This is a genomic window from Variovorax sp. 01N425 (assembly GCF_056399465.1).
Genome location: NZ_JBFTRJ010000015.1, coordinates 34,627 through 59,745 on the forward strand (window position 1 = coordinate 34,627; position 25,119 = coordinate 59,745).

Here is a 25,119-nt window from a genome sequence, read left to right on the forward strand (position 1 = left end):
TTCAGGCGGCCTGCATCGAGCCCGCGCCGAGCGCGTCGTTCTCGGCGTCGCTGAGCCAGCGGCGCTTGTCGCGCAGCGGCGGCGCGCCGAACATGCGGCTGTACTCGCGCGCGAACTGCGACGGGCTCTCGTAGCCCACGCTGTGCGCCGCGCTCGACACGTCGGCGCCGGCCATCAGCATCTGGCGGCGCGCTTCCTGCAGGCGCAGCTGCTTCTGGTACTGCAGCGGGCTCATGGCCGTCACGGCCTTGAAGTGATGGTGGAACGACGACACGCTCATGTGCACTGCGCGCGCCATGTCCTCGATCCGCAGCGACTGCGAATAGTTGATGCGCAGCGCGCTGATCGCCTTGGCGATGCGCTGGGTGTGGCTGTCCTGCAGCGCGATCTGCCGCAGCCGCGCGCCCTCCCCGTTCACCAGCAGGCGGTACATGATCTCGCGCTTGATGAGCGGCGCCATGATCGGCACGTCCTCGGGCGACTCGACCAGCCGCAGCAGCCGCAGCACCGGCTCGAGCACCGGCATGCCGATGCGGTTGACGTACATGCCGCGGGAGGCAGGCGCATTGGCCTTCGCGGGCAGCTTCTCGTCGCCGATGAGCTTGCCGATCTCGTCGATCGCCAGTTCCAGCCGCACGCCCAGGTAGGGCTCGTTGTCGCTCGTCAGGCGCACCTGGCCGCACACCGGCAGGTCGACCGAGGTCACCAGGTAGTGCATCGGGTCGTACACATAGATGTCGTCGCCCACGATGATCCGCTTGGAGCCCTGCGCGATGAGCCCGAGCGCCGGGGTCGCGAAGGCATGCTTGGGGCCGTCGGGCTTGCTGATGCAGAACACCTGCAGGCCGGCCACCGGCGTTTCCACGGTGCCGTCCTGGCCGCGCGTGATGCGGTTGATCAGCGCGACCAGTTCCTTCCTGGCTTCGTCGAGTTCGGGCTCCAGCGGCATCGGCTGGGCAATGGCGGCAGCGATTTCGGGTGTGTCTTGGGGCATGTTCGGGGGGCCTTGTCACGGATGGGGCCGCGGTGGCGGCCGGCGTGGAGGATCGGGTGGTTCAAAGCTTAGCGCCACGCCAACGAATCTGCACGGCCCGTGCAGGAGGTCTGGAGAAATAGGCAAGGACTTTGCAGGAACGCGCTCGCCATGCCCGGCGCCGCGGCCGGATACTTTTGCGGACGGCGGGGGCTTTCCGGCCTCCTTCTTGCGCCACCCATCCAAAGGACATCTCTCATGCAGTACCGCAAATTCGGCCGCACCGGCCTGTTCGTTTCCGAACTCTGCCTCGGCACCATGACCTTCGGCGGCGCCAGCGGCATCTGGGGCCAGATCGGCAACCTCCAGCAGTCCGAGGCGGAAGGCCTGGTCGGCCGCGCGCTCGACGCCGGCATCAACTTCATCGACACCGCTGACGTGTATTCCGAAGGGTTGTCGGAAACCATCACCGGCCAGGCGCTGAAGAACCTCAAGGTGCCGCGCGAGAACGTGGTGGTCGCCACCAAGGTGTTCGGCGAGACCGGCAAGACCGCCAACGCGGCCGGCGCCTCGCGCTACCACATCATGGACGGCGTGAAGGCCAGCCTCAGGCGCCTGCAGCTGGACCACATCGACCTCTACCAGATCCACGGCTTCGACCCCGTCACGCCCATCGAGGAAACCGTGCGCGCGCTGGACAACCTGGTGCAGCAGGGCCACGTGCGCTACGTGGGCGTTTCCAACTGGGCGGCCTGGCAGATCATGAAGGCGCTGGGCATTGCCGAGCGCCAGGGGCTCGCGCGCTTCGAATCGCTGCAGGCCTACTACACCATCGCGGGCCGCGACCTGGAGCGCGAACTGGCGCCGATGCTGCAGAGCGAAAACCTCGGCCTGATGGTCTGGAGCCCGCTGGCGGGTGGCCTGCTGAGCGGCAAGTACGGGCGTGGCACCGAAGCCGAGAAAGGCAGCCGCCGCACCAGCTTCGACTTTCCGCCCGTGAACGTCGAGCGTGCCTACGACTGCATCGACGTGATGCGCCAGCTGGCCGAAGCGCGCAAGGTGTCGGTGGCGCAGATCGCGCTTGCGTGGCTGCTGCACCAGCCGGTGGTGACCAGCGTGATCGTCGGCGCCAAGCGCGTCGCGCAGCTGGACGACAACATTGCCGCCACCGCGATCCGGCTCTCCGCCGACGAGCTGGCCGAACTCGGCAAGGTGAGCGCCCTGCCCTCCGAGTACCCCGGCTGGATGCTCGAGCGCCAGGGCGGCGCGCGGGCGAAGCGGCTGGCTGAATCAGGCCAGCGCGGCTGAGCGGCTGAGCTCGGCCGGCGTCGCCGGGTGGCTGAACTCGGCCAGCTCCGCCGACCGGCGCGCCGCGTAGGCCGCCGTGGCGCGCAATGCGCGCAGGTCGAGGTGCCGCGCGGCGCTGGCCGCCGAGGGTTCGGCCAGGTGCGGCACCACACCGAGCAGCGGCGCACCGAGCCGGCCGCGCAGCGTCTGCAGATTGGCTTCGGGCGCCAGCATGCCCGGTTCGATGGTGCTCGCGATCCACCCCGCCAGCACGAGCCCGCGCGCGCGGATCGCCTCCGCCGTGAGCAGCGCGTGGTTCAGGCAGCCCAGGCGCAGCCCGACCACCAGGATCACCGGCAGTCCCAGCGCCACGGCCAACTCGGCGCTGTCGAGGTCGTCGCCGAACGGCACGCAGAAGCCGCCCACGCCTTCGACCACCACCGCGTCGGCGCACTGCGACAACGCCGCGAAGGCCGACAGCAGCGGCGGCAATTCGATGCGCACGCCCTCCTCCCTTGCCGCCAGATGCGGCGACATCGGCGCGCGCAGCAGGTACGGGCAGCGCAGGGCCAGCGGCGCATCGACATTGCCGGCCGCGCGCAGCTGCTCGACGTCATCGTTGCGCCAGGCGCCATCGACCAGCTCCAGCCCTGCGGCCACCGGCTTCATGCCGACCGCGCGCAGGCCCGAGGCGGCCAGCAGGCTCAGCATCGCGCTGCTGGCCAGCGTCTTGCCGACGCCCGTGTCGGTGCCGGTGACGAACCAGCGGCGGTGTGCCGTGGGTGCACGCAGCGCGGCGCTCATGCGGCCTCTTTCCACGGCCGCGCCAACGCATCGCCCAAGGCATCGAGCAGCCGCGCCACATCGTCCTCCGAGTGGCTGGCCGACAGCGTGATCCGCAGCCGCGCGGTGCCGGCGGGCACTGTCGGCGGGCGGATCGCGCCGACGCGCAAACCGCGGGCATCGAGTTGCGCCATCGCCTGCATCGCGCGCGCGTTGTCGCCGACGACCAGCGGCTGGATCGCGGTGGGCGATTCGGGCAGCCAGGCGCTGCCGTCCGCCGGCAGGATCGCCTCGAGGCCGCGGCGCAGCTGGGCGATGCGCGCCTTCAAATGGGCGCGGCGCAGGTCGCCTTCCTCGCTTTCGATCAGCGTGAGGCTCGCGAGCAGCGCATGCGCAATGGCCGGCGGCGCGGCGGTGGTGAAGATGTACGGCCGCGCGCGCTGCACCAGGTAGTCGATGACCGTGCGGTGCGCCGCCACGAACGCGCCCGACACCCCGGCCGCCTTGCCCAGCGTGCCGACGAGCACCAGCCGCTCCGAGCGCAGCCCCATGGCCTGCAGCACGCCGCGACCCGTGGCGCCGAGCACGCCAAAGCCGTGCGCATCGTCCAGCACCAGCCAGGCGTCGTGGCGCTCGGCCAGCGCGAGCAGCTCGGCCACGGGCGCGATGTTGCCGTCCATGCTGAAGACCGCATCGCTCACGATCAGCTTGACCGGCGCATCGCAGGCGCCGAGCTGCGCATCGAGCGCGGCCACGCCGCAGTGCGGATAGCGCTCGACCCGCGCCTTGGCCAGCCGCGCCCCGTCGATCAGCGATGCGTGGTTGAGAGACTCCGAAAAGATCACCGCCTCCGCGCCGCCGAGCGCCGACAGCACCGCGAGGTTGGCCATGTAGCCCGTGCAGAAGAACAGGCTCTGCGCCTCCGGGATGAACGGCGCCATCCAGCCGGCCAGCCGCTCCTCGAGCTCGGCGTGCGCGCGCGAGTGGCCGAGGATCAGGTGCGACCCGCCGCTACCCGTGCCGTAGCGCGCCGCGCCCTCGGCCAGTGCGGCGGCCAGCGCCGGATGCGCGGCCAGGCCGAGGTAGTCGTTGCTGCTGAAGCCGAGCATGGTGCGCGGCGCGCCCGCGCCGGCCAGCGTCAGCGATTGCCCGGGTGCGCAGGCGGTTTCGGCGATCTGCCGGCGGCGCCGCAGCGATTGCGCGTCGAGCGCCGTGATCTCGTCCTGCAGGCGTTCAAGCAAGCGCGGCATTGCGGCCTCCTTCCTCTGCGTGGGCGGAAGCGGCCACCGCTTCCAGCGTGGCCAGGGTGCCGTCGACCAGCCGGTCGATGTCGTCGTCGCCGATCGCGTAGGGCGGCATGAGGTAGACGGTCGGGCCGATCGGGCGCATCAGCAGTCCGTTTGCGCGTGCGGCCAGGTGAAAGCGTTCCGCGAACCGGGCGCCGGGCTCGCGCACGTCGAAGGCCGTGATCATTCCGCGCTGGCGCAGGTGATCGACGGGCATGCCGTGCAGCCCCTCGCGCAAGCGGCCGATCAGCCGCTCGGCGCGGGCGCGGTTGCGGCGCAGCGCGTCCTCGTGCTCGAACAGGTCGAGCGTGGCCAGCGCCGCGCGGCAAGCCAGCGCGTTGCCGGTGTAGGAATGGGAATGCAGGAAGCTGCGCGCCACGTCGTCGTCCACGAAGCCCTGGTAGATCGCATCGCGCGTCATCACCAGCGCCAGCGGCAGGTAGCCGCCGCTGATGCCCTTGGACAGGCACAGGAAGTCGGGCCAGATGCCGGCCTGCTCGCAGGCGAAGAAGCTGCCGGTGCGCCCGCAGCCCACTGCAATCTCGTCGGCGATGAGGTGCACGCCGTAGCGGTCGCACAGTGCCCGCACGAGGCGCAAGTAGTCGGGGTCGTGCATCGCCATGCCGGTGGCGCATTGCACCAGCGGCTCGACGATCACGGCGGCGATCGATGCATGCCGTTCGGCCAGCAGCGCTTCGAGCTCGGCCGCGGCACGGCGCGCCACGGCAGCGGCGTCTTCGCCCGACCGCGCGGCCCGGGCGTCGGGCGATGCCACGAGGTGCGCATTCGCGAGCAGCGGCGCGTACGCGTCGCGGAACACCGGCACGTCGGTCACATGCAGCGCGCCCAGCGTTTCGCCGTGGTAGCCCTGCCGCAGCGCGACGAAGTCATGCTTGCCGGCGCGGCCCGCATTGCGCCAGGCATGAAAGCTCATCTTCAACGCGATCTCCACCGCCGAGGCGCCGTCCGAGGCATAGAAGCAATGGCCCAGCGCATGGCCGGTCAGCGCGGCGAGCCGCTCGGCCAGCTCGACGGCCGGCGCGTGCGTGCAGCCCGCGAGCATCACGTGCGAGAGCGTGTCGAGCTGGTCCTTGAGCGCGGCGTTGATGGCCGGGTGCGCATGGCCGAAGAGATTGACCCACCACGAGCTCGTTGCGTCGAGGTAGCGGCGTCCGTCGTGGTCGAACAGCCAGACGCCCTCGCCCCGCGCGATCGGCAGCGGCGGCACCGCCTCGAGCCGGATGCTCTGCGTGCACGGATGCCAGACGTGGCGCCGGCTGCGCTGCTGCCAGCCGGCGTTTTTCGATGCGGCGGGCATCGAGGGAGAAGCAATCGTTGGCGGCATCCGCGCATTCCTTTGGGGCAAGGCGCGGGATCGTATCGGCGCCCATGCGGCGCGGCAAACCGCCGGTGCGGGCATCGGAATGCGGGCACTTGAACGACGTTGGCCGGGGTAGCACGCCCGTTCGGACCAAGGCCGCGCAACAGGGCGGCATCGTGTACGGAGGCGGGTCCGCAAGGCCAATGCAAGTTGTCTTGGCGGCGACAAAGATTTTTGCGGAGTATCGAGTTCTTACCTTGATCGAGGGGGTGGTTGGCGTGATCGGACAGCCTGGTGGCAGATATCGGCTATCGGCAAATTCCGCGCCCCACCGTGCCTGCGCATGAGGCTTGGACGACGCCCGCGGTGGGCCAATTCCGACACCGGCGGGCAGGCACCGCGCGGACAAATGAATGTCCATCCATTCATCATTCATTCGAAGGAGCAGCCCATGTCCAAGACGAACCCCAACACGCCCGACGAGCGTGGTTCGTTGCCTCCCCAGCACAACAAGGCCGGCCACCAGAGCCCGACACCGCGCAACGAGCCGCGCCGCACCACCGAGAGCCGCCACGACCGCGAAAGCCACGTCGGCGGCAGCAACCAGAGCCAATCGCGGCGTGGCGGCGCCGGCGGTTCCACGCATTGACGAGAGCGGCCTGAAGGCCGCCGAACTGCCCGAGCCGGCAACATGTCCCATCGCAACGAAGCCACGGCCGCGCTGAAGGCGCTCAGCGTGGCGACCGATGCCTGCCGCGAATGCCCGCTGGGCGCGCATGCGACCCAGTCGGTGTTCGGCGAAGGCCCGGTCGGCGCGGCGCTGATGGTGGTGGGCGAGCAGCCCGGCGACAAGGAAGACCTGGTCGGCCGCCCCTTCGTGGGCCCGGCCGGCAAGCTGTTCGACCGCGCAGTGGCCGAGCTCGGCTGGTCGCGCGAGAAGCTCTACGTGACCAATGCGGTGAAGCATTTCAAGTACGAGCCGCGCGGCAAGCGCCGCATGCACAAGACCCCGGGCCAGCGCGAAGTGGATGCCTGCCACCACTGGCTCGAAAGCGAGATGGAGCTCGTGCAGCCGCGCGCCTACATCGCGCTCGGCGGCACGGCTGCGCGCTCACTGCTCGGCCGGCCGGTCGCGGTGATGAAGGAGCGCGGCCAGTGGGTCGAGGATGCCGCAACAGGCCGCCGCGTGCTGGTCACGCTGCATCCCTCCGCCCTGCTGCGCGGCGATCCGCTGCAGCGCGAAGCGGCTTGGGAAGCCTGGCTCAAGGACCTGTCGATGGCTTCGGAGCTGATGAAGAAAGCCGGGGCCAGGCGCCCGGCCGAAAAACAGCCCGCCGCAAAAAAGCCGGCCGCAAGGCCCGCCGCAAGTCACGCGCGCCGCCGCGTGCGCATGGTGATGGAATAGCGCAGCGCCTCGGTCGGCGCGATGCTGTGCTGCCAGGCCCAGCGCGCTTCGCCGCGCAGCATGTAGATGGAGCGCGGCTCGATCAGCAGCTGCAGGCTCGCAGGTGCGCTGGCGCTGGCCGGCGGGTAGGGACGCAGCTGCATCACTGCGTCGCCCTGCAGCGAAACGCCCACGATGTCCTCGAAGTCCGGCACGTCGCGGTGCCAGCCGAGCGGCGTGCCGGGCCGGTATTCGGAGATCAGCATGTGGGCGAAATCCTCGGGCGCCATGCCCATCCACGCGGCCACCCGCGCACGCAGCGGATGAAGCGCGGGCGGCATGGCCGCGCCGGGACGCAGCCGCTTCTTGTCGAAGTCGTAGCTGCCGCCAAAGCTGATGCCGCGGCGGCGCGCGGTGTATTCCTTGTAGCGCATCTCGCGCAGCTCGAAGCCCTGCACGAGCCGCAGCAGCTCGGCTTCCTCGGCGCGCGTGAGGAATTCGCGCTCGTAGCGCAGGCCTTCGACGGCGGCCGCGGGCGCCTCGCCGAACAGGTCGGGCTCGTCAGCGAACTGGATGTGCCTGGCTGAGCGCATCGATGCTCTCTCCTTCGCCCACGTGTGCCGGGCCGCCCAGGCGCAGCTCCCACCAGGGCGGCAGCAGCTGCCGGATCTCGGCGCGCGCAAAGCGGTCGTCCAGCAGGTGCAGCACGCCGCTGTCCTGCTCGGTGCGGATGACGCGGCCGGCCGCCTGCACCACCTTTTGCAGGCCGGGATAGAGGTAGGTGTATTCGTAGCCCTTGCCGAAGCGCGCCTGCATGCGCTCGCGCGTGATCTCGTTGAGCGCGTTGTGCTGCGGCAGGCCCAGGCTCGCCACGAAGGCGCCGATCAGCCGGCTGCCGGGCAGGTCGATGCCTTCGCCGAACGCACCGCCGAGCACGGCAAAGCCGATGCCCCGGCCGCCCTCCTCGAAGCGTGCGAGAAAGCCGTGGCGGTCGGCCTCGGCCATGCCGCGCGTCTGGGCCCACACGGGCACGCCGGGGTGCCTGGCCAGGAAGGCCGCGCAGGCTTTTTCGAGGTAGTCGAAGCTGCTGAAGAACGCGAGGTAGTTGCCCGGCATGCGCTCGAACTGCTCGCCGATGATCCCGGCCACGCGAGCGAGCGAGCCCGCGCGGTCGCGAAAGCGGGTCGACACGTTCATGGCCACCTCCACGCGCAGCTGCTGGCTGCGGAATGGCGAGGCCACGTCGAGCAGCATCGTTTCCGGCGGCAAGCCGAGCGCGTCGCGGTAGAACTCGAACGGCGACAAGGTGCCCGAGAAGCAGGTGCACGATGCGGCGTCCGCGAAGCGCGGCTCGAGGAACGGCGCCGGCACCAGGTTGCGGATCGCGAGGCTGCGCTGCTGCTGGTCGTGCGCGGGGCCCAACGTGCGCTCGAAGACCGAATGGTCGTCGAAGGCGTCGGCCAGCCGGGCGAACTGCAGCGCATCGAAGAAGAAGCGCTGCAGCGGGCCCTGGGCCGCGTCGGGCGTGGCCGCGAAGTACTCGCCCATGGCCGTGTTGGCGGCCTGCAGCGTGCGCGCGAAGCGCTCGGGAATCTCGTCGGCGGTGTCGTAGGGCTCGGCCTGCGCCTGCTGCACCGTGTCCCATTCGCGGTACAGCCGGCCCAGCGCGCCGCGCACCGAGGCCGGCGCCACGCGGTGGGCCTCTTCGAGCGCGAGGCCGTCGAGCCGCGCCGTGTACATGCCGCGCGCGCGCTCCAGCAGGTTGTGCGCCTCGTCCACCAGCACCGCCGCGCGCCATTCGGCATCCTTCATGGTGGCGTAGAGAAAGGCGCTGCCGTCGAAGTAGTAGTTGTAGTCGCCCACGATCAGGTCGCACCAGTGCGCCATTTCCTGCGCGAGGAAATAGGGGCACACGCTGTGCGCCAACGCAATTCTTCGCAGCGCCGGCCGGTCGAGCCGGGCGGCCTGCGCGGCTTCTTCGCGCGCGGCGGGCAGGCGGTCGTAGAAGCCCTTGGCCAGCGGGCAGGCATCGCCGTTGCAGGCCCGGTCGGGGTATTCGCAGACCTTTTCGCGCGCGGTGAGTTCGAGCACCCGCAGCTGCGCGCAGTTCTTGCCCAGCACGCCGACGGCCTCCAGCGCCACGGCCCGGCCCGAGGTCTTGGCGGTGAGAAAGAAGATCTTGTCGATCTTGCGCGCGGCCCGCGCCTTCAGCAGCGGAAAGATGGTGGCCAGCGTCTTGCCGATGCCGGTGGGTGCCTGCGCCATCAGGCAGCGCGCGTTTACGGCGGCGCGGTAGACGGCTTCGGCCAGTTCGCGCTGGCCGGGCCGGAACGAGCCGTGCGGAAATTCAAGCCGGCCGAGCGCATGGCCGAGCGCCGCATGGTGCGCGGCCTCGCTCTGCGCCCAGGCGCTGTAGCGCTCGCACAGCAGTTCGAAATGCGCCTGCAGCGCGGCCCGCGTGTGCTGCTCTTCCAGCACGGTTTCGTCGCCGGTGCCGAGGTCCAGATAGACCAGCGCCACGGTGATGTGCTCGTAGCCGTGCACCTCGCAGAGCATCCAGCCGTAGCAGCGGGCCTGCGCCCAGTGCAGCGCCCGGTGGTTGCCGCGGATGGCGTCGAAGTCGCCGCGGAAGGTCTTGATCTCCTCGACGCGGGGTTCGCGCGGGTCGTGCCCGTCGGCACGGCCGCGCACCTGGAGCGCGCCGCAGCGGGAGACCAGCGGCACCTCGCTTTCATAGCCGTCGCCGCGCCGGCCCTGCACCAGCGCATGGCCGGCCATGCCTTCGAGCGCGCTGGGTGCAGGCACGAAGCGCAGGTCGAGGTCGCCGGCCTTGGCACCGAAGGCGCACAGGGCCTTGACGGAGACGGCGCGGGCATCGGGCGCGTCTTCGGTCGGCGGGGTGGAAAGGTCCGTGGTCACGGCTGATGCTGTATAAAACAACAGTATAGCGAGACCACCGCACCGGGGGCAAAGGCGGTATCGGGCCTTTCTCCGACACCCGGCGCTCCAGAATTCGGCAAAACTTCAAAAGTTTTGCTTACAAATCTTGTTCGAATGAAAACGCCGACCGCGATCGACCCCGACGACTTCGACCGCCAGCTGAGCCGCAATCTCAAGTGGCCGCTGCTGGGCGGGGTGATCGGCGCGCTGGTGTTCGTCAGCCTGATCGTGTTCCTGCTGTTCACCATCAGCCGGGTCGAGCAGAGCGACCGCGTGACGCGCAGCGCCAGCGAGCTGCAGGGCCGCAGCATCGACATGGAAACCGGCCTGCGCGGCTTCCTGATCACCGGCGATGAAAGCTCTCTCGAGCCCTACCACCGGGCGCTGCCAAGAATCAAGAGCGACACCGCCGCGCTTCGCGAGCTGGTGCTGGACAACCGGCAGCAGGCGCAGCGTGTCGAGCGCATCGCAGCGCTGCAGGAGGCCTGGAACGGGTTCGCAGAAGACCTGATCGCGCTGCGCCGCGCCGGCGGCAACTACCCGCAGGCGGTGCGCCAGGGCCGGGGCAAGCAGCTGCGCGACGACATGCGCTCTGAATTCACGGCCTTCATGGACACCGAGGAGGGCCTGCGCTACCAGCGCAACGAAGAGGTCAACCGCACGGCCTGGCTGGTGGTGGCCGTGTTCCTGCTGTTCACGCTGGTGTTCACCGGCATGGTGGCCTACTTCGGCCGCCGGCAGCTGGTGCGGCTTTCGGACAGCTACGACGCGGTGCTGCGGGACCAGGCCGAGCATGCCGAGCGGCTGGCGCAGCAAGCCTGGCTGCGCAGCGCGCAGACCGAACTGGTGGGCGAGCTGGTGGGCGAACTCAATGCCAACGACCTGGGCCGCAAGGTCCTGGCCTTCTTCTCACGCTACCTGGGCAGCGCGGTCGGCGCGCTGTACGTGCGCGAGCGGCAGGGCACGCTGCGCCGCGCCGCGAGCTACGGCTTCTCGATGGAAGCGGAGGCCTCGCCGCAGGTGTTCTCGCCGACCCAGAGCCTGGTTGGCCAGGCGGCGGCCGAACGGCGCCGCATGCTCGTGGAGCCGATCCAGGCCGACTACCTGAAGGTCAATTCGGGCCTGGGCGAAATGGCACCCACGGCCGTGCTGCTGGTGCCCGTGTCGAGCGACGGCGTGGTGAACGGCGTGGTCGAGCTCGGACTGCCGGCCGTGCCCGATACGCGGACCAACGAACTACTCGACCTGGTGGCCGAGGACATCGGCGACTCGCTCGCGGCGGCGCGTTACCGCGAGCAGCTGCAGGACGCGCTGGCCGAAACGCAGCAGCTGAACGAGGAACTGCAGGTGCAGCAGGAAGAGCTGCGCACCGCCAACGAGGAGCTCGAGGAGCAGTCGCGTGCGCTGCGGGCTTCGCAGGCCATGCTGGAGAACCAGCAGGCCGAGCTGGAGCAGACCAACAGCCAGCTCTCCGAGCGCACCGAGGCGCTCGACCAGCGCAACGCCGCCCTGCGCCGCGTGCAGCGCGACCTGGAAGACCGCGCCGACGAATTGCAGCGCGCCAGCCGCTACAAGTCGGAGTTCCTGGCCAACATGTCGCACGAGCTGCGCACGCCGCTCAACAGCGCGCTGATCCTGGCCAAGCTGCTCGCCGACAACCCGCAGGGCAACCTGAGCCCCGAGCAGGTGAAGTTCGCGGAATCGATCTACGCGTCGGGCAACGACCTGCTGGTGCTGATCAACGACATCCTCGACATCTCCAAGGTCGAGGCCGGCAAGCTCGAAGTGGTGGTCGAGGAGGTGGCGCCGGGCAAGCTCGCGCAGAGCCTGGAGAGCACCTTCAGGCCGCTGGCCGCCGAGAAGCAGCTGGCCTTCCGCCTGGAAATGCAGCCCGGCACGCCCGCCACGCTGGCCACCGACCGCCACCGCGTCGAGCAGATCCTGAAGAACCTGCTCTCCAATGCGATCAAGTTCACCAACAGCGGCGAGGTGGCACTCACGGTCTCGGCGGCCGCGGACGGCGGCGCGGTCTTCGCGGTGAGCGATTCGGGCATCGGCATTGCCCCCGAGCAGCAGGAGCTGATCTTCGAAGCCTTCCAGCAAGCCGACGGCACCACCAGCCGCCGCTATGGCGGCACCGGCCTGGGGCTTTCCATTTCGCGCGACCTCACGCGCCTCCTGGGCGGCACGCTCACGCTGCAAAGCCAGCCCGGACAGGGCAGCACCTTCACGCTGCAGCTGCCGGCCGCGGCGCCGCAGGCCTTGCCACAGGCTTCGCAAAAGGCCTCGCAGCATGCAGCTCGGCCCCCTGCCGCGGCGCCCGCCAGGTCCGCAGCGGCGCGCGCGCCCTTCCCTGCTGCGCACGCCACGCCCGCGGCACCCTCGCCGCCGGCTGCCGTGCCGCCGCCCGCCTTTGCCGACGACCGCACGCTGCCGCCCGACCAGGTGCGCCGGGTGCTCGTGATCGAGGACGAGCCGCAGTTCGCGCACATCCTCTACGACCTGGCGCATGAGCTGGGCTACCGCTGCCTGGTGGCCCATGGCGCGGCCGACGGCTTCGAACTGGCGCACCAGTTCCTGCCCGATGCCATCCTGCTCGACATGCGCCTTCCCGACAGCACCGGGCTCGGCCTGCTGCAGCGCCTGAAGGATTCGCCGCAGACGCGCCACATCCCCATCCACGTGGTCTCGGCCGCCGACGACGCGCAGGCCGCCGCCCTGCACATGGGCGCCATCGGCTATGCGCAGAAGCCGGCCACGCGCGCCGAGCTGACGCAGGTGTTCGCCCGGCTCGAGGAAAAGCTCACGCAGAAGGTCAAGGCCGTGCTGCTGGTCGAGGACGATGCGCTGCAGCGCGAAAGCGTGATCCGGCTGATCGGCGACGAAGACATCGAGATCGCCGCCGTGGGCTCCGGCGAAGAGGCGCTCGAACTGCTGCGCAGGCGCGTGTTCGACTGCATGATCACCGACCTGCACCTGCCCGACATGCAGGGCAGCGAGCTGCTCAAGCGCATGGCGTCGGAGGAAATCGTCTCGTTCCCGCCGGTGATCGTCTACACCGGGCGCAACCTCACGCGCGGCGAGGAAGCCGAGCTGCAGCGCTATTCGCGCTCCATCATCATCAAGGGCGCGCGCTCGCCGGAACGCCTGCTCGACGAGGTCACGCTGTTCCTGCACAAGGTCGAGGCCGAGCTGTCCAGCGAGCGCCAGGGCATGCTGAAGGCGGCGCGCGGGCGCGACCGCATCTTCGAGGGCCGCACCATCCTTTTGGTGGACGACGACGTGCGCAACCTCTTCGCGCTCACGAGCGCGCTGGAGCAGCGCGGCGCCGCGGTCGAGATCGGCCGCAACGGCCGCGAGGCGCTCCAGAAGCTCGACCAGGCGCGCGAGATCGACCTGGTGCTGATGGACGTGATGATGCCGGAGATGGACGGCCTGGAGGCCACGCGCCGGCTGCGCGCGGACCCGCGCTTCGAGAAGCTGCCCGTGATCGCCATCACCGCCAAGGCCATGAAGGACGACCGCGAGCAGTGCCTGGCCGCGGGCGCCAGCGACTACCTGGCCAAGCCTGTGGACTTGGAGCGCCTGTTCTCGCTTCTGCGCGTGTGGATGCCCAAAATGGAGCGGCTGTGAACCCCAATGCCGCATCCCTGCCCCTGCCATCCGCGTTGAGCAACACGGAGATCGAGCTGCGGCTGCTGATGGAAGCCATCTACCTGCGCTACAGCTACGACTTCCGCAACTACACCGTGGCTTCGCAGAAGCGCCGCGTGCTGCACGCGCTCGCGCAGCTCGGGCTGCCGAGCATCTCGGCATTGCAGGAGAAGGTGCTGCGCGATCCGCTGCTGTTCGGCCGGCTGCTCGAATTCCTGACGATTCCCGTGAGCGAGATGTTCCGCGACCCGGCCTACTTTCTCGCGCTGCGCCGGCACGTGGTGCCGATCCTGCACACCTATGCGTCCCTCAAGGTGTGGGTGGCGGGCTGCAGCACCGGCGAGGAGGTCTTTTCGCTGGCGATCCTGCTGCGCGAGGAAGGCCTGCTCTCCCGCACGCAGATCTATGCCACCGACATCAACCCCGCTTCGCTCGAGAAGGCGCGCCAGGGCATCTTCCCGATCGAATCGATCCGCGGCTACACGGCCAACTACCAGCGCGCCGGCGGACGCAGTTCGTTCTCCGACTACTACACCGCGGCCTACGACGCCGCGCGCTTCGACCCGGCGCTGTGCGCCGACGTCATCTTTGCCGACCACAGCCTGGCCACCGACAGCGTCTTTGCCGAGACGCAGTTCGTGTCGTGCCGCAACGTGCTCATCTATTTCAACCGCGAGCTGCAGGACCGCGCGCTCGGCCTGTTCCACGAGTCGCTCTGCCACCGCGGCTTCCTGGGCCTGGGCGCGAAGGAGAGCATCGACTTCTCGAGCTATGCCGGGCGCTTCGACGCCCATTCGCAGCCGGAGCGCATCTACCGGAAGGCCACATGAAGCCGGATGCCCGCCCCTTCCCTGCGCGGCGCGTCGAGGCCGTGGTGGTCGGCGCGTCCGCGGGCGGCATCGAGGCGCTGCTGGCGCTCCTGCACGGCATTCCACCGCCGTGGCGGCTTCCGGTGGTGGTGGTCCTGCACCTGCCCGAAGGCCACCAGAGCCACCTGGCCGAGATCTTTGCCGAGCGGCTGCACATGCCGGTGCACGAGGCCGCCGACAAGATGCCGGTCGCGCCCGACAGCCTGTACTTCGCGCCGCCCGGCTATCACCTGTCGATCGAGCGCGACCGATGCTTTTCGCTCAGCTGCGAGCCGCCCGTGCACTTTTCGCGGCCATCGATCGACGTGCTGATGGCCTCGGCCGCCGACGCCTACGGCCCCGCGCTCGCCGGGTTCCTGCTCACGGGCGCGAACGACGACGGCGCCGAAGGCCTGTTGCGCATTCACATGGCCGGCGGCCTCACCGCCGTCCAGGACCCGGAGGAAGCCCAGATTCCCACCATGCCCAGGGCAGCCATTGCCCGCCATTCCCCCGATCACGTGCTTGCCCTGCGCGAGCTTCGCACATTGCTGCTGCAACTGGAGTCCGCCCATGCCCATTGACGTCGAAAGCAAGCTGCTGATCGTCGATGACCTGCCCGAAAACCTTCTTGCGCTCGAGGCCCTGATCCGCGGCCCGGGCCGTGCGGTGTACCGCGCCTCCTCGGCCGAGGAGGCGCTTGCGCTGCTGCTGGACCACGAATTCGCGCTGGCCATCCTCGACGTGCAGATGCCCGGCATGAACGGCTTCGAGCTGGCCGAGCTGATGCGCGGCACGGAGCGCACGCGGCACATCCCGATCATCTTCGTGACGGCCGCGGGCCGCGATTCGAACTACGCCTTCCAGGGCTACGAAAGCGGCGCGGTCGACTTCCTCTACAAGCCGCTCGATCCGCATGCCGTCACCGGCAAGGTCAACGTGTTCGTCGACCTGCATTGCCACCGCAAGGCGCTGCGGCACGAAATGAATGCGCTCGCGGTGGCCAACCAGAAGCAGGAAGAACTGGTCCAGCAGCTGCGCCACACGCAGGGCGAACTCGAACGCGCGGTGCGCATGCGCGACGACTTCATGTCGATGGTCTCGCACGAGCTGCGCACGCCGCTCAACACCCTGTACCTCGAAACGCAACTGCGCCAGGTCCAGGTGTCCAGGGGCAAGCTGGAGTCCTTTGCCGCGGATCGCCTGCCCGCGATGATCGAGCGCGACCAGCGGCAGATCCGCAACATGGTGCGGCTGATCGACGACATGCTCGATGTCACGCGCATGCGAAGGGACGCGCTGTCGATCCAGCCCAAGCCGGTCGACCTGGCCGCGCTCGCACGGGCCGTGGTGGAAGGCCTGAAGCAGCAGGCCGAGGCCGCGGGCTCTGTCATTGCATTGGAAGCGCCGGGCGAACTGCGCGGCGTGTGGGACGAGTTCCGCATCGAGCAGGTGCTGACCAACCTGCTGACCAATGCACTGCGCTACGGCGGCGGCAAGCCCGTGGAGATGATGCTGTGGGAACGTGACGGCACCGCGCACATCACCATGCGCGACCAGGGCATCGGCATTGCGCCCGAAGACCAGGAGCGCATCTTCGAGCAGTTCGAACGCACCGACGACAGCCGCAAGCACGCGCCCGGCCTGGGCCTCGGGCTCTACATCACGCGCAAGATCGTGGGCCTGCACGGGGGACGCATCGAGGTGGAGAGCCGGCCCGGCGAAGGCGCGCTGTTCCATGTCGAGCTGCCGCTGCAGGCTGCCGCCAAGACTGCGACGCAAGTGCGGGCGTAGGCGCCTTCCTACTGCACGGGAGGCGATTGGCCGGGATACTGGGCGGATACAACTTGCTTGAAAGCCTTCTCCCAGTGAACGTGCTGATCGTCGATGACAACGAAGCCGCGGCAGACCTGCTGCAGGAACTCCTGACGCTGCAGGACCATACCGCCCGCTGCACCTACACGGCGCAACAGGCCATGGATGCGGCGGCTGAGGAGCGCTTCGATGCAGCGCTCATCGACCTCACGCTGCCCGACTTTCCCGGCACCGAGGTGGCGCGGCGGCTGCGTTTGGCCGCCGCGGACCGCGGCCCCCGGCTGCTGGTCGCCATTTCGGGCTTTTCGGAGGAAGAGGCGGCCGGCGGCGCCGCAGCGCAGAAGCTGTTCGACCACCATCTTCAGAAGCCCATCGACATGGGCGAACTCACCGCCATCCTGTCCGGGCCGCGCTGAGCGGGGTATTCGGCGGGCTGTCAGTCCCGGTCTTCGTATTCCCGGTCGTTGTCCCACTCGTCGCCGTTCGGCGGGCGATACGGGTAGCCCGGCCCGTAGTAGATCCGTCCGGGCGGCGGCGCATAGACGGGTGCGGGACGGTAGTACACGGGCGGCGGCGGACGGTAATAGACCGGCGGGGCCGGCGCGTAGTAGATCGGCGCCGGATAGTAGGCAGGCGGCGGAGGCGCGTAGTACGGCGCCGGATAGCCGCCCGCCCCGATCTGCACCGACCAGCTTCCGCGCGCGCTGGCCGCGCCCGCGGCGAGCAGCGCACTGGCCGCCATCGCGCCAAGGGCCATCCATTTGAAGACGGACGAACGCTTGTTTTCGAGTTTCACTGCAGCTCCATTGAGAAGGTGCCGACGGCCAGCACTCATGGTGGTTGCAACGCCCGAGGCCCTCTGCGAGTGCACCTGCCGCCTCGCCGGATCGTTGCCAAACGTCACTGCGCGGCGTGTGCGCTCAGCCCGTGATTTCGCGGCGCGAAAGCTGCACCTCGGCGCCGGTGGTGTTGAAGGCGATGGTCGGCGCGGTGAAATCGCTCAGCGGCGCGCCCAGGCCGATTTCGCCGCGTCCGTGCAGCACGCATTCCTCGCGCCTGAGCGCCACTTCCTGGCTCGGTCCGCCGTTGCCATGAAACCGGACCCAGGTGCCGTAGGTGCTCAGGTCGGTCAGCACGCAGCTGCCATGCCGCAGCTCGATGCGCGCATGCAGCCGGGAGACCCGCGGATCGTTGACCACGAACTGCGCATCGCTCACGCGCCCGAGGTGGATCGGCAGCTCTTCGGTGCGGAAGGTGGACCGCACGTCGAGCCACGCCAGTTCGATCTGCCCCAGCGATGAATCGGGCAGCCGCAGCGGCGTCAGCGCGGCCGGCAGCGTGAGGAACGAGGTCATCTCCTCCTGCCAGTCGATGCGGTGGACGGCCGACATCTCGCTGCGCCCGCGAATGGTGATGAGCCCCAGGTCGCGGTGCCGCACAGCCGTCTCGCCCAGCTGCGCAATGGTTGCATCGGTGGCCCAGATCTGGCCCGGCCCCGCCAGGTCGCTCAGGCGCGACGCCAGGTTGACCGCATCGCCGAAGCAGTCGCCCTCGACCTCGACCACCTCGCCGCTTGCCACGCCGATCTGCAGCGCCATGCGCAGCGGCACGGGCCAGGTCATGAGGCGCTTCTGGTGATAGCGCTGCAGTTCGATCACGGCCTGCATGGCGGTGGCCGCGTTCGAAAAAAGGGCGAACACGCCATCGCCGAGCGACTTCACGACCCTGCCGCCGTGTGCCTGGCAGACGCCGCCGATCCATTGGGTCAGCCGCGTCACCGTGTCGGTGGCGCGCGCATTTCCCATGGCTTCGAAAACCCTGGAGCTTCCGGTGAGGTCTGCGAATACGACTGTGGAATTGACGTCCATGCTGTGACAGCGGCCTGCTTATATTGCTTTTGTACTCAAATCACTACAGAGGCTTTAAGTGCAACGTAAAGTGTGTTGTTTACAAACAAGAAACAGTGTTTCAGAACTTGTGAATCGGCCGTCCGAGGCTTAAGGTAGCGACCGTCCTGGCTCCCGGCAATACGCCTTTAGTCCACATGCTGCCTCTTCGTCGTTTTTTCCGCCTTCTCGGAATTCCCGGTATCGGGGCTCCCCGGGTAGGAGAGAACCAGCTGGGACGCATCCGGGCCGCCATGCTGTCGGTGCTGCAGGCGCACGGCGGGCACTCGGTCCAGCGCGTGGCGCAGCGCGTGCGCTTTGCGTCCGACGTGGAAGCGCTCTGGTACCTGCGCCAGGACGTGATGGTTGCCCTGAGTGCCATCGACGGCGAAGCCGCTGCCCGCCGCCAGATGAAAGCCATCAACAGCATGTTCAAGGGCGGCCTGCCCGGCTCGATGGGCCCGCGCGCCCATCAGCGCTTCACCCACTGAAGGATAGCGCGGCGCCGCGCGTTCAATGCGCATGGCCGTGGCTGTGGTCATGGTCATGGCCGCCATGCCGGTGGCCCCACACCATGAAGACGTCGCGCCCTTCGGCCGCCAGCTCGACCTTCGCGCCCACAGGCAGCAGCACCTTGGTCGGCACGTGCCCGAATGGCAGGCCCGTGAGCACGGGCACCTTGAGCATGGCGCGCAGCCGGTCGACCACCGCATCGAAGCCGAAGCCGCGGTCGTAGCCCGGCACCTTGCGCATGCCCGTGAACTGGCCGAAGACGATGGCGCGCTGCCTGGCCAGCACGCCGGCCATGCGCAGCTGGTCGAGCATGCGCTCGATGCGGTAGGGATGCTCGTTGGTGTCTTCGATGAACAGCACGCCCTTCTCCACTACCGGGAAATAGGGCGTTCCGAGCAGGCTCGCGAGCACGCACAGGTTGCCGCCCCACAAGGTGGCGTCATGCACGGGCTTCACCTTGAGGCCGGCATCGCGCACCGGCATGCGCCAGCCGGTGCCTTCGCCCTGCCCGCTCGCCAGGTCGTCGAAGCAGGCTTCCATGATGTCGTCCGCGCCGCCTTCGGCACCAAAGTCTTCGCCGACCGCGGGGCCGGCCCAGGTCACGGCGCCGGTCTTGGCGAAGAGTGCGCACTGCAGCGCGGTGAAGTCGCTGAGGCCGACGAATTCGGTGCCGCGCTGGATCGCCTTGGCCACGGCCTTGTACGGAATGGCGTCGAGGATGCGCGTGAGCCCGTAGCCGCCGCGTGCGATCAGCGCTATGTCGGCGCCGCTCGCGGCCGCGCGGCCGATGGCAGCGAGGCGCGTCGCGTCGTCGCCCGCAAAGCGCTGGTGCACGGCCAGCGCGGCTTCGTCGATTTCGACCTCGTAGCCCAGGGCCTTGAGTCTTGCCACGCCGCGCCGGAAGGCGGCCTTGTCGCGAATCGCGCTGGAGGGGGAATAGATGTAGATGTGTTTGCTCACGGCGTCGAGTATCCCATTGCGTTGCGCACCGCCCGGGCGAGCAGCGCAGCCTGCTGCGCATTCGGGCCGGACGACGACGCGATGGGGCCGAGCGCGCGCAGCGCGGCCTGGTAGCCGCGGTCGGGGAACGGCGCGCGCCATGCATCGCTCACCGGCTCGCCGCCTTCGGGCGCGAGCAGCACGGCCGCAAACAGGCCGCCCTTTTCGGCATGCAGCCGCGTGGCCAGGCCGGTGGCCGCGGCGCTGTGCACCAGCACCATCGGCGGCGGCTGCAGGCGGTCGAGCCATTCGCCCAGGACCTGGCAGTGCCATTCGATGCGGTGCGCCGCCTCGCGCTTGGGCTTGTCGCTCTTGCCGAAGCCGATCAGGTCGGGCACCAGCGTGCGCAGCCCGGGTGCGCCGACGAGGCGGCGAAAGAAGTAGCCCCATTCGCCCGGACCATGAAGGCAGAGGCACGCGGCGGCCGAGCCGTCCTGCGGCCCTTCGTCGAGGTAGTGCATGCGCCAGCCCTGCAGGCTGGGCAGGTCATGGACGTAGCGCGGCTCGAAGGCGTAGCCCGCGAGCGCGTCGAAGCGCTCGGGCGGTGTGCGCAGCGCATCGTCGCGCAGGGGCTGGGCCTGCTCGCGCGCCGCATCGCGGCGCTGCTGGAAGAAGCCTTGCAGCAGTGCGCTGCAATCCGCGGCCAGCACGCCGCCCTGCACCTGCGTGCGGTGGTTGAGCCGGGGTTCGGCAAAGAGGTCGAGCACCGAGCCGGCCGCGCCGGTCTTGGGGTCGGCCGCACCGAACACCACGCGCGCGAGCCGCGCATGCAGCATGGCGCCCGCGCACATGGCGCAGGGCTCGAGCGTGACGAACAGCTCGCAGCCGTCGAGCCGGTAGTTGCCGAGCGCGGCGGCGCCGGCGCGCAGTGCGTTGATTTCGGCATGGGCGCTCGGGTCGTGCTGCGCGACCGGCGTGTTGCGTCCGCTGGCCACGAGCTGCCCGTTCCTGACCAGCACCGCGCCGACCGGCACCTCGCCCGCCTCGGCCGCCAGGCGCGCCTCGGCCAGCGCGAGCGCCATCCAGTGCGCGTCGTCCATGGGCTTGGCAGCGGGCTCAGTTGTCATCCGGCATCTTGCGCGCCTGCGCCGCGGCGTCGAGCGCTTCCTTGACCTGCTTTTGCACCTGCTGGACCTGCGTGCGGGGATCGGCGGGCGCCTCGCCGGATGCGGGCGCGGCCACGCTGGTGAGCTGCTTCTTCGCCACCACCCCGGCGATCACGAGCGCCAGCAGCAGGCCGACCAGTCCGAACATGCGCATCTCAGCTTCCTTCCGCCACCGGTGCTTCGGCCGTCATGCCCAGGCGTTCCATCCACCCGGCCAGCGCCTTCTCGTCGGGCGTGCCGGCGCTGTAGATGGCATGCATGGCGGCGTGCGATTCGCGCCGGTGCTGGTTCAGCTTGACCTTGCATTGCAGTGCGCTCACGCGCAGCTCGAACCCGACGATGCCGGCCAGCATCTTGAGCTGGAACTCCTCGCCCAGGTCGCGCCATTGCTGCGCGTAGCCGGGCTCATGCTCGCCGATGAGCTTCTTGAGCAGCGCGTCCTTGGCCGCGGGCTCCTCGATCAGCCGGGCTTCGACGGTGCAGTGCACCACCAGGTAGTTCCAGGTCGGCACGCGCGCGAGGTCCGGATAGACCGAGGGCGACAGGTAGGCATGCGGACCGAGAAAAGTGGCCACCGCCTGCGGCCGCGCCTGCAAGTAGCGCCAATGCGGATTGGGCTTGGCGCAGTGGCCCAGCAGCACCAGCTGGCCGCCCTCCTGCTGCTCGGCCACCAGCGGCAGGTGCGTGACGTAAGGCAGGCCCTCGTCGTCGTTCGAGATCAGGCTGGCGAAGGGATGTGCACGCATCAGCTCCAGCGCGATGGCCGGGTCCTTGGCGTTGAATTGCGGCGGCATGTACATGGGGCAATTTCCTCGTGGTGAGGCTCCGATTGTCCCCGAGCCGTCCTATCTTGCGCGCGGCGCTTCCAGCAGCTTCACCATGGCCGTGTAGCCGCGGGCCCGCGCCAGCTGCAGCGGCGTGTTGCCCTGCCGGTCGGCCAGCGCAAGGTTGGCGCCGGCGTCGACCAGCGCGGCCAGCGTGCGCTGGTGGCGCGGGCCGCCGTCGCCCAGCACGATCGATTCGATCACCGCGGTCCAGTGCAGGTTGTTGACGTGGTCGAGCGGCGCGCCGGCCGCGATCAGCTGGCGCACCACTTCGTCATGGCCCAGGTGCGCCGCGGCAATGAGCGCGGTGCCGTCGTAGCGGCTGGTCACCTGCCCGGCCTTCGCGCCGAGCGACAGCAGCAGCGCGAGCGTCGCGGCATCGTCGGCCACCGCGGCGATGGTGACCGCGTCGTAGCGGTCGTCGTCGAGCAGGTCGAGGTTCGCGCCGGCCTTGGCAAGCAGCTTCACCGCCTCGCGCTGCCGTGCATGGGTGGCGACGTGCAAGGGCGTGCGGCCCCGCGGATCGCGCGCATCCAGATTGGCGCCCGAGGCGATCAAGCCCTTCAGCTTGACCAGGTCGCCCTGCCAGGCCGCCCGGTGCAGTCCTTCATAGGCCAGCAGCTCGGCAGCCTGCGGCGGCACCTGGGCCGACACGCCGGCCGATGCGCCCAGTCCAAGCGCAACCGCCAGCAGCCCGGACCCGATGCCGCGCTTCATCATCAGCCCAGCTGGCCCTTGACCTTCTCGATGGCCGCGTTGGCGCACTGGTCGTCCAGGTGGCCGCCCGGCGCACCGCCGACGCCCACGGCGCCGATCACTTCGTTGCCCGACTTCACCGGCACGCCGCCGCCCAGCAGCAGGAAGCCCGGCAGGTACACCAGGTTGGCGGCGCCGGGGTTCTTCTGCGCGCCTTCCATCATGGCCTGCGTCGCGCTCTTGGCCGATGCCGAGGTCCATGCCTTGCGCTCGCTCGAAGCCAGCGTGTGCGGGCCGGCGTTGTCGGCGCGCTGCACGGCGCGCACGGTGCCGGCGCGGTCGACCACGGTGGCGGCCACGTTGTAGCCGTTGGCTGCGCAGGCGGCCACGGCTTCGGCCGCGATCTGGTTGGCCAGCGCGAGCGAGATGTTCTTCTCGGTGCGCACCGCGGGTGCAGGCGTCTGGGCCTGGACGGCCGATGCGGCAAGCAGGATGGCGAGAGCGCCGAGGCGAAGGTTGGAACGCATTTTTCGTTTTCTCCAGTGGATGCAGGGTGATGGCACCGGCTGTCTGCCGGCGGCTGCGCCACTGTAGGAAACACCGTCCGCCAAGGCCATTCGTACGGCTACGCCCGGTGCTCCGTAGTTCTACGGAGCGCCCGCTTTCAGTCTTGCCCCGCGACCAGCACCGCGTAGCGCCGGATCAACTGCGCGAGCGAAACGCAGTCGAGCTTGGCGAACAGGTTGGCGCGGTGCGTCTCGACCGTTCGCGGCGACAGCGCGAGCGTGCGCGCGATCTCCTTGTTGGTGAGGCCCTGCACGATGAAGGCAAGCACCTCGCGCTCGCGCTCCGACAGCTGCGCCACGCGCTCGCGCGCCGCGTTGTCGGCCTGCGAGCGTTCGCGCGAGCGCACATGCTGGCGCACCGCCTGCTGCAGGGCCTCGAGCAGCTGCTCGTCGTCCACCGGTTTCTCCAGGAACTCGGCCGCGCCGGCCTTGAAGGCGCGGCGGCACATCTCGACCGTGCCGTGGCCGGTGAGCATGATCACCGGCTGGTCGACGCCCTGCGCCATGAGCCGGTCGAGCACCGTGAGGCCGCTGATGCCGGGCATGCGCACGTCGAGCACGATGGCGCCGACGCTCGCGCGGTCGAAGCCGTCGATGAAGGCCTGCGGATCGGCCCAGCCCTGCACCCGCAGGCCGACCGTGCCGATCAGGAGCGACAGGCTGTCGCGCACCGCCTGGTCGTCGTCGATGAGATGGATCAGCGGCGATTGCGGCTGGTGGGTGCCAGAGGCGGTGTTCATGCCATGCGCTCCGTGGACGCCGCCACCAACGGCAGCAGCAGCGTGAAGCGCGCGCCGCGCGGCGCCGCATTGGCTGCGGTGAGGCTGCCGCCCATGCCGCTCGCCAGCGTTTCGCTGAGGCTCAGGCCAAGGCCCAGGCCGCCCTCGCGCGTGCTGAAGAAAGGTTCGAAGAGGCGCGGCATGGCCTCGGGCGCGATGCCGCGTCCGTTGTCGGTCACGGTCAGCACGCCCTCCTGCCCATTGCGGCCGACCGAAACGGAAAGGCGGCGTTCGGACGCGGGCACCAGGTCGAGCGCCTGCAAGGCGTTCATCAGCAGGTTGTGCACGATCTGCTCGAGCGCCACCGCCTCGGCCTGCACGCGCACCGGCGCCTGCGCGGTGGCGTCGAACTGCGCCGCCACGCCGCGCTGCGCGAACTCGGGTGCCAGCAGGTGCATGGCGCTGCGCACCACCTCCTGCAGCACCAGCGGCTTCACGTCGCCGCCGGCTTCGGGGCGTTCGATGACACGGCGCAGCCGGCCGACCACGCCGGCCGCGCGGCGCGCCTGCTCCACGGCCTGGCCCATGGCATTGCGCGCCGTCGCCAGGTCGGGCGGATCCTCGTCGAGCAGCCGGCGCGCGGCCTGCGCATTGGCCAGCACGGCCGTGAGCGGCTGGTTCAGCTCGTGCGCCAGCCCTGCCGAAAGCTCGCCCAGGGCATTGAGCCGCGCCACCTGGCCGAGACGCAGCAGCTCCTCGGCCCGGCGCCGCGCGATGCGCTGGCGCTGCGCGGTCCACAGGCCGGACAGCAGCAGCGCCGCCGCCACGGCCCAGCCGGCGATGCCGCGCCACGGCAGTTCACCCCAGCCCACATGGCGCTCGGCCATCAGGTCGAAAGGCTGGCTCGGCGAGGCCAGGGCCTTGGTGAGGCCGAAGCGCCAGCCGCCCGCGTCCGATTGCGCCGTCCGCCCCGGCTGCAGCACGAACTGCTGCGCGCCGCGCTGCAGGCTCACGCGCACCGGGCTTTGCTTCGGGTCCATCGGCCAGTCGCGCCACGGCACCGAGCCGGCCAGGTCGATCTCGAGGGCGTAGCTGACGGGCGTCGCGCCCATCACGAGCTCGTAGCGGCCCTGCGCGAGGTCCAGTCCCGCCAGTTCGGCGCGGCGCTCGCTGCGCGAGCGCGCTTCCGCAGCGGCCAAGGCGCCGGCCTGCTTCTCGTCGGGCCAGGCCTGGTCGCGTTCGCGCCGCTGCACGCGCAGGATCGACGGATAGACCGATGGCAGGCGCTGCTCCGGGCGGTCCGCGCCGTCGCCGGGTTCGAGCAGCGCGAGCGTGGCCAGCACCGCGTCGTACTGCACCACCTGCTGGCTCATGAGCCGGTGCGCGATGCGCGCGTCGGTCTCGAAATCCTGCTGCAGCTGCGCGAGCTCGGCGCGCGCGAGCCACACCGCGCCCACGGCCGTGAGGGCCAGCCATGCCAGCCACCAGCCACCCTGCGTGCGCAACCACTGTTTCATGG

Annotated in this window: 25 protein-coding genes; 9 read left to right on the forward strand and 16 right to left on the reverse strand. The window is 69.7% G+C overall.

All coding sequences use genetic code 11. The features are described from left to right. Position 1 precedes the first annotated feature (1 nt). A complete protein-coding gene (locus tag AC1DSC_RS24595) occupies positions 2–994 on the reverse strand; it encodes an AraC family transcriptional regulator (RefSeq protein WP_012747916.1) in 993 nt (330 codons plus the stop codon). Positions 995–1,231: 237 nt separating this feature from the next. Between AC1DSC_RS24595 and AC1DSC_RS24600 the strand changes: the two genes are divergently transcribed. After that, complete coding sequence (locus tag AC1DSC_RS24600; protein WP_369662988.1) at positions 1,232–2,281, forward strand: aldo/keto reductase; 1,050 nt, start codon at positions 1,232–1,234, stop codon at positions 2,279–2,281. Here the strand turns inward: AC1DSC_RS24600 and bioD are convergent. The 3 genes from bioD to bioA are packed head-to-tail and all read right to left on the reverse strand — an operon-like array spanning position 2,264 to position 5,674. After that, positions 2,264–3,064, reverse strand: a complete 801-nt coding sequence (gene bioD, locus AC1DSC_RS24605; protein ID WP_369662987.1) for a dethiobiotin synthase — start codon at positions 3,062–3,064, stop codon at positions 2,264–2,266. The genes AC1DSC_RS24600 and bioD overlap by 18 nt on opposite strands. Then, positions 3,061–4,293: an 8-amino-7-oxononanoate synthase gene (bioF, locus tag AC1DSC_RS24610; protein ID WP_369662986.1), complete on the reverse strand. Its 1,233-nt coding sequence runs from the start codon at positions 4,291–4,293 to the stop codon at positions 3,061–3,063. Before bioF ends, bioD begins: the two co-directional genes overlap by 4 nt. Continuing rightward, positions 4,277–5,674 carry an adenosylmethionine--8-amino-7-oxononanoate transaminase gene (gene bioA, locus AC1DSC_RS24615; protein ID WP_369662985.1) on the reverse strand — a complete coding sequence of 466 codons (1,398 nt, stop codon included), beginning with the start codon at positions 5,672–5,674 and terminating at the stop codon, positions 4,277–4,279. Before bioA ends, bioF begins: the two co-directional genes overlap by 17 nt. Positions 5,675–6,101: 427 nt before the next feature. Between bioA and AC1DSC_RS24620 the strand changes: the two genes are divergently transcribed. Next, a complete protein-coding gene (locus tag AC1DSC_RS24620; protein ID WP_012747911.1) occupies positions 6,102–6,299 on the forward strand; it encodes a hypothetical protein in 198 nt (65 codons plus the stop codon). A gap of 42 nt (positions 6,300–6,341) precedes the next feature. Then, positions 6,342–7,055, forward strand: a complete 714-nt coding sequence (locus AC1DSC_RS24625; RefSeq protein WP_369662984.1) for a UdgX family uracil-DNA binding protein — start codon at positions 6,342–6,344, stop codon at positions 7,053–7,055. Here AC1DSC_RS24625 and AC1DSC_RS24630 read toward each other — a convergent pair. Together AC1DSC_RS24630 and AC1DSC_RS24635 are read right to left on the reverse strand one after the other, a co-directional pair. Next, complete coding sequence (locus AC1DSC_RS24630; protein WP_369662983.1) at positions 7,019–7,627, reverse strand: alpha-ketoglutarate-dependent dioxygenase AlkB; 609 nt, start codon at positions 7,625–7,627, stop codon at positions 7,019–7,021. The genes AC1DSC_RS24625 and AC1DSC_RS24630 overlap by 37 nt on opposite strands. Then, positions 7,596–9,953 (reverse strand): helicase C-terminal domain-containing protein, encoded by a 2,358-nt coding sequence (locus AC1DSC_RS24635; RefSeq protein WP_369662982.1) that lies wholly within the window; start codon positions 9,951–9,953, stop codon positions 7,596–7,598. Before AC1DSC_RS24635 ends, AC1DSC_RS24630 begins: the two co-directional genes overlap by 32 nt. A gap of 135 nt (positions 9,954–10,088) precedes the next feature. Here AC1DSC_RS24635 and AC1DSC_RS24640 point away from each other — a divergent pair, with 135 nt between their 5' ends. The 5 genes from AC1DSC_RS24640 (at position 10,089) to AC1DSC_RS24660 (ending at position 16,707) form a co-directional block, all read left to right on the forward strand. After that, positions 10,089–13,607 (forward strand): response regulator, encoded by a 3,519-nt coding sequence (locus AC1DSC_RS24640; protein WP_369662981.1) that lies wholly within the window; start codon positions 10,089–10,091, stop codon positions 13,605–13,607. Continuing rightward, positions 13,604–14,458 (forward strand): CheR family methyltransferase, encoded by an 855-nt coding sequence (locus AC1DSC_RS24645; protein WP_081247642.1) that lies wholly within the window; start codon positions 13,604–13,606, stop codon positions 14,456–14,458. The genes AC1DSC_RS24640 and AC1DSC_RS24645 overlap by 4 nt, the downstream gene beginning before the upstream one ends. Continuing rightward, positions 14,455–15,060 carry a chemotaxis protein CheB gene (locus tag AC1DSC_RS24650; protein WP_012747906.1) on the forward strand — a complete coding sequence of 202 codons (606 nt, stop codon included), beginning with the start codon at positions 14,455–14,457 and terminating at the stop codon, positions 15,058–15,060. The genes AC1DSC_RS24645 and AC1DSC_RS24650 overlap by 4 nt, the downstream gene beginning before the upstream one ends. After that, the gene (locus AC1DSC_RS24655) at positions 15,050–16,270 is read left to right on the forward strand and encodes a hybrid sensor histidine kinase/response regulator (RefSeq protein ID WP_062366906.1); all 1,221 of its coding nucleotides are present in this window, start codon (positions 15,050–15,052) and stop codon (positions 16,268–16,270) included. Before AC1DSC_RS24650 ends, AC1DSC_RS24655 begins: the two co-directional genes overlap by 11 nt. Before the next feature lie 74 nt (positions 16,271–16,344). Then, the gene (locus tag AC1DSC_RS24660; RefSeq protein WP_369662980.1) at positions 16,345–16,707 is read left to right on the forward strand and encodes a response regulator; all 363 of its coding nucleotides are present in this window, start codon (positions 16,345–16,347) and stop codon (positions 16,705–16,707) included. A 20-nt stretch (positions 16,708–16,727) separates the two neighbouring features. Here AC1DSC_RS24660 and AC1DSC_RS24665 read toward each other — a convergent pair whose 3' ends face one another. Then, positions 16,728–17,087 (reverse strand): hypothetical protein, encoded by a 360-nt coding sequence (locus AC1DSC_RS24665; RefSeq protein WP_012747903.1) that lies wholly within the window; start codon positions 17,085–17,087, stop codon positions 16,728–16,730. A 124-nt stretch (positions 17,088–17,211) separates the two neighbouring features. Next, positions 17,212–18,159: an adenylate/guanylate cyclase domain-containing protein gene (locus AC1DSC_RS24670; protein WP_012747902.1), complete on the reverse strand. Its 948-nt coding sequence runs from the start codon at positions 18,157–18,159 to the stop codon at positions 17,212–17,214. 272 nt (positions 18,160–18,431) lie between these two features. Here AC1DSC_RS24670 and AC1DSC_RS24675 point away from each other — a divergent pair, with 272 nt between their 5' ends. Continuing rightward, on the forward strand, positions 18,432–18,668 hold the full coding sequence (locus AC1DSC_RS24675) for a hypothetical protein (RefSeq protein WP_012747901.1): 237 nt from the start codon (positions 18,432–18,434) through the stop codon (positions 18,666–18,668). Positions 18,669–18,690: 22 nt separating this feature from the next. On the opposite strand, the gene AC1DSC_RS24680 is transcribed toward AC1DSC_RS24675, so the two are convergent. The 8 genes from AC1DSC_RS24680 to AC1DSC_RS24715 all read right to left on the reverse strand — a co-directional run bounded on the left by AC1DSC_RS24680 (position 18,691) and on the right by AC1DSC_RS24715 (position 25,117). After that, positions 18,691–19,650 (reverse strand): LD-carboxypeptidase, encoded by a 960-nt coding sequence (locus AC1DSC_RS24680; protein ID WP_278878787.1) that lies wholly within the window; start codon positions 19,648–19,650, stop codon positions 18,691–18,693. Next, on the reverse strand, positions 19,647–20,756 hold the full coding sequence (gene tadA / locus AC1DSC_RS24685; RefSeq protein ID WP_369662979.1) for a tRNA adenosine(34) deaminase TadA: 1,110 nt from the start codon (positions 20,754–20,756) through the stop codon (positions 19,647–19,649). The genes AC1DSC_RS24680 and tadA overlap by 4 nt, the downstream gene beginning before the upstream one ends. Beyond that, complete coding sequence (locus AC1DSC_RS24690; protein WP_278878785.1) at positions 20,746–20,949, reverse strand: hypothetical protein; 204 nt, start codon at positions 20,947–20,949, stop codon at positions 20,746–20,748. The genes tadA and AC1DSC_RS24690 overlap by 11 nt, the downstream gene beginning before the upstream one ends. A 1-nt stretch (position 20,950) precedes the next feature. Further along, positions 20,951–21,595, reverse strand: coding sequence for an FMN-binding negative transcriptional regulator (locus tag AC1DSC_RS24695; protein WP_369662978.1), 645 nt, complete (start codon positions 21,593–21,595; stop codon positions 20,951–20,953). A gap of 45 nt (positions 21,596–21,640) precedes the next feature. Continuing rightward, complete coding sequence (locus AC1DSC_RS24700; protein ID WP_369662977.1) at positions 21,641–22,339, reverse strand: ankyrin repeat domain-containing protein; 699 nt, start codon at positions 22,337–22,339, stop codon at positions 21,641–21,643. Then, positions 22,339–22,842, reverse strand: a complete 504-nt coding sequence (locus AC1DSC_RS24705) for a GlcG/HbpS family heme-binding protein (protein ID WP_369662976.1) — start codon at positions 22,840–22,842, stop codon at positions 22,339–22,341. The genes AC1DSC_RS24700 and AC1DSC_RS24705 overlap by 1 nt, the downstream gene beginning before the upstream one ends. Positions 22,843–22,979: 137 nt before the next feature. After that, positions 22,980–23,621: a response regulator transcription factor gene (locus AC1DSC_RS24710; protein WP_369662975.1), complete on the reverse strand. Its 642-nt coding sequence runs from the start codon at positions 23,619–23,621 to the stop codon at positions 22,980–22,982. Further along, positions 23,618–25,117 carry a sensor histidine kinase gene (locus AC1DSC_RS24715; RefSeq protein WP_369662974.1) on the reverse strand — a complete coding sequence of 500 codons (1,500 nt, stop codon included), beginning with the start codon at positions 25,115–25,117 and terminating at the stop codon, positions 23,618–23,620. Before AC1DSC_RS24715 ends, AC1DSC_RS24710 begins: the two co-directional genes overlap by 4 nt. Positions 25,118–25,119 lie beyond the last annotated feature (2 nt).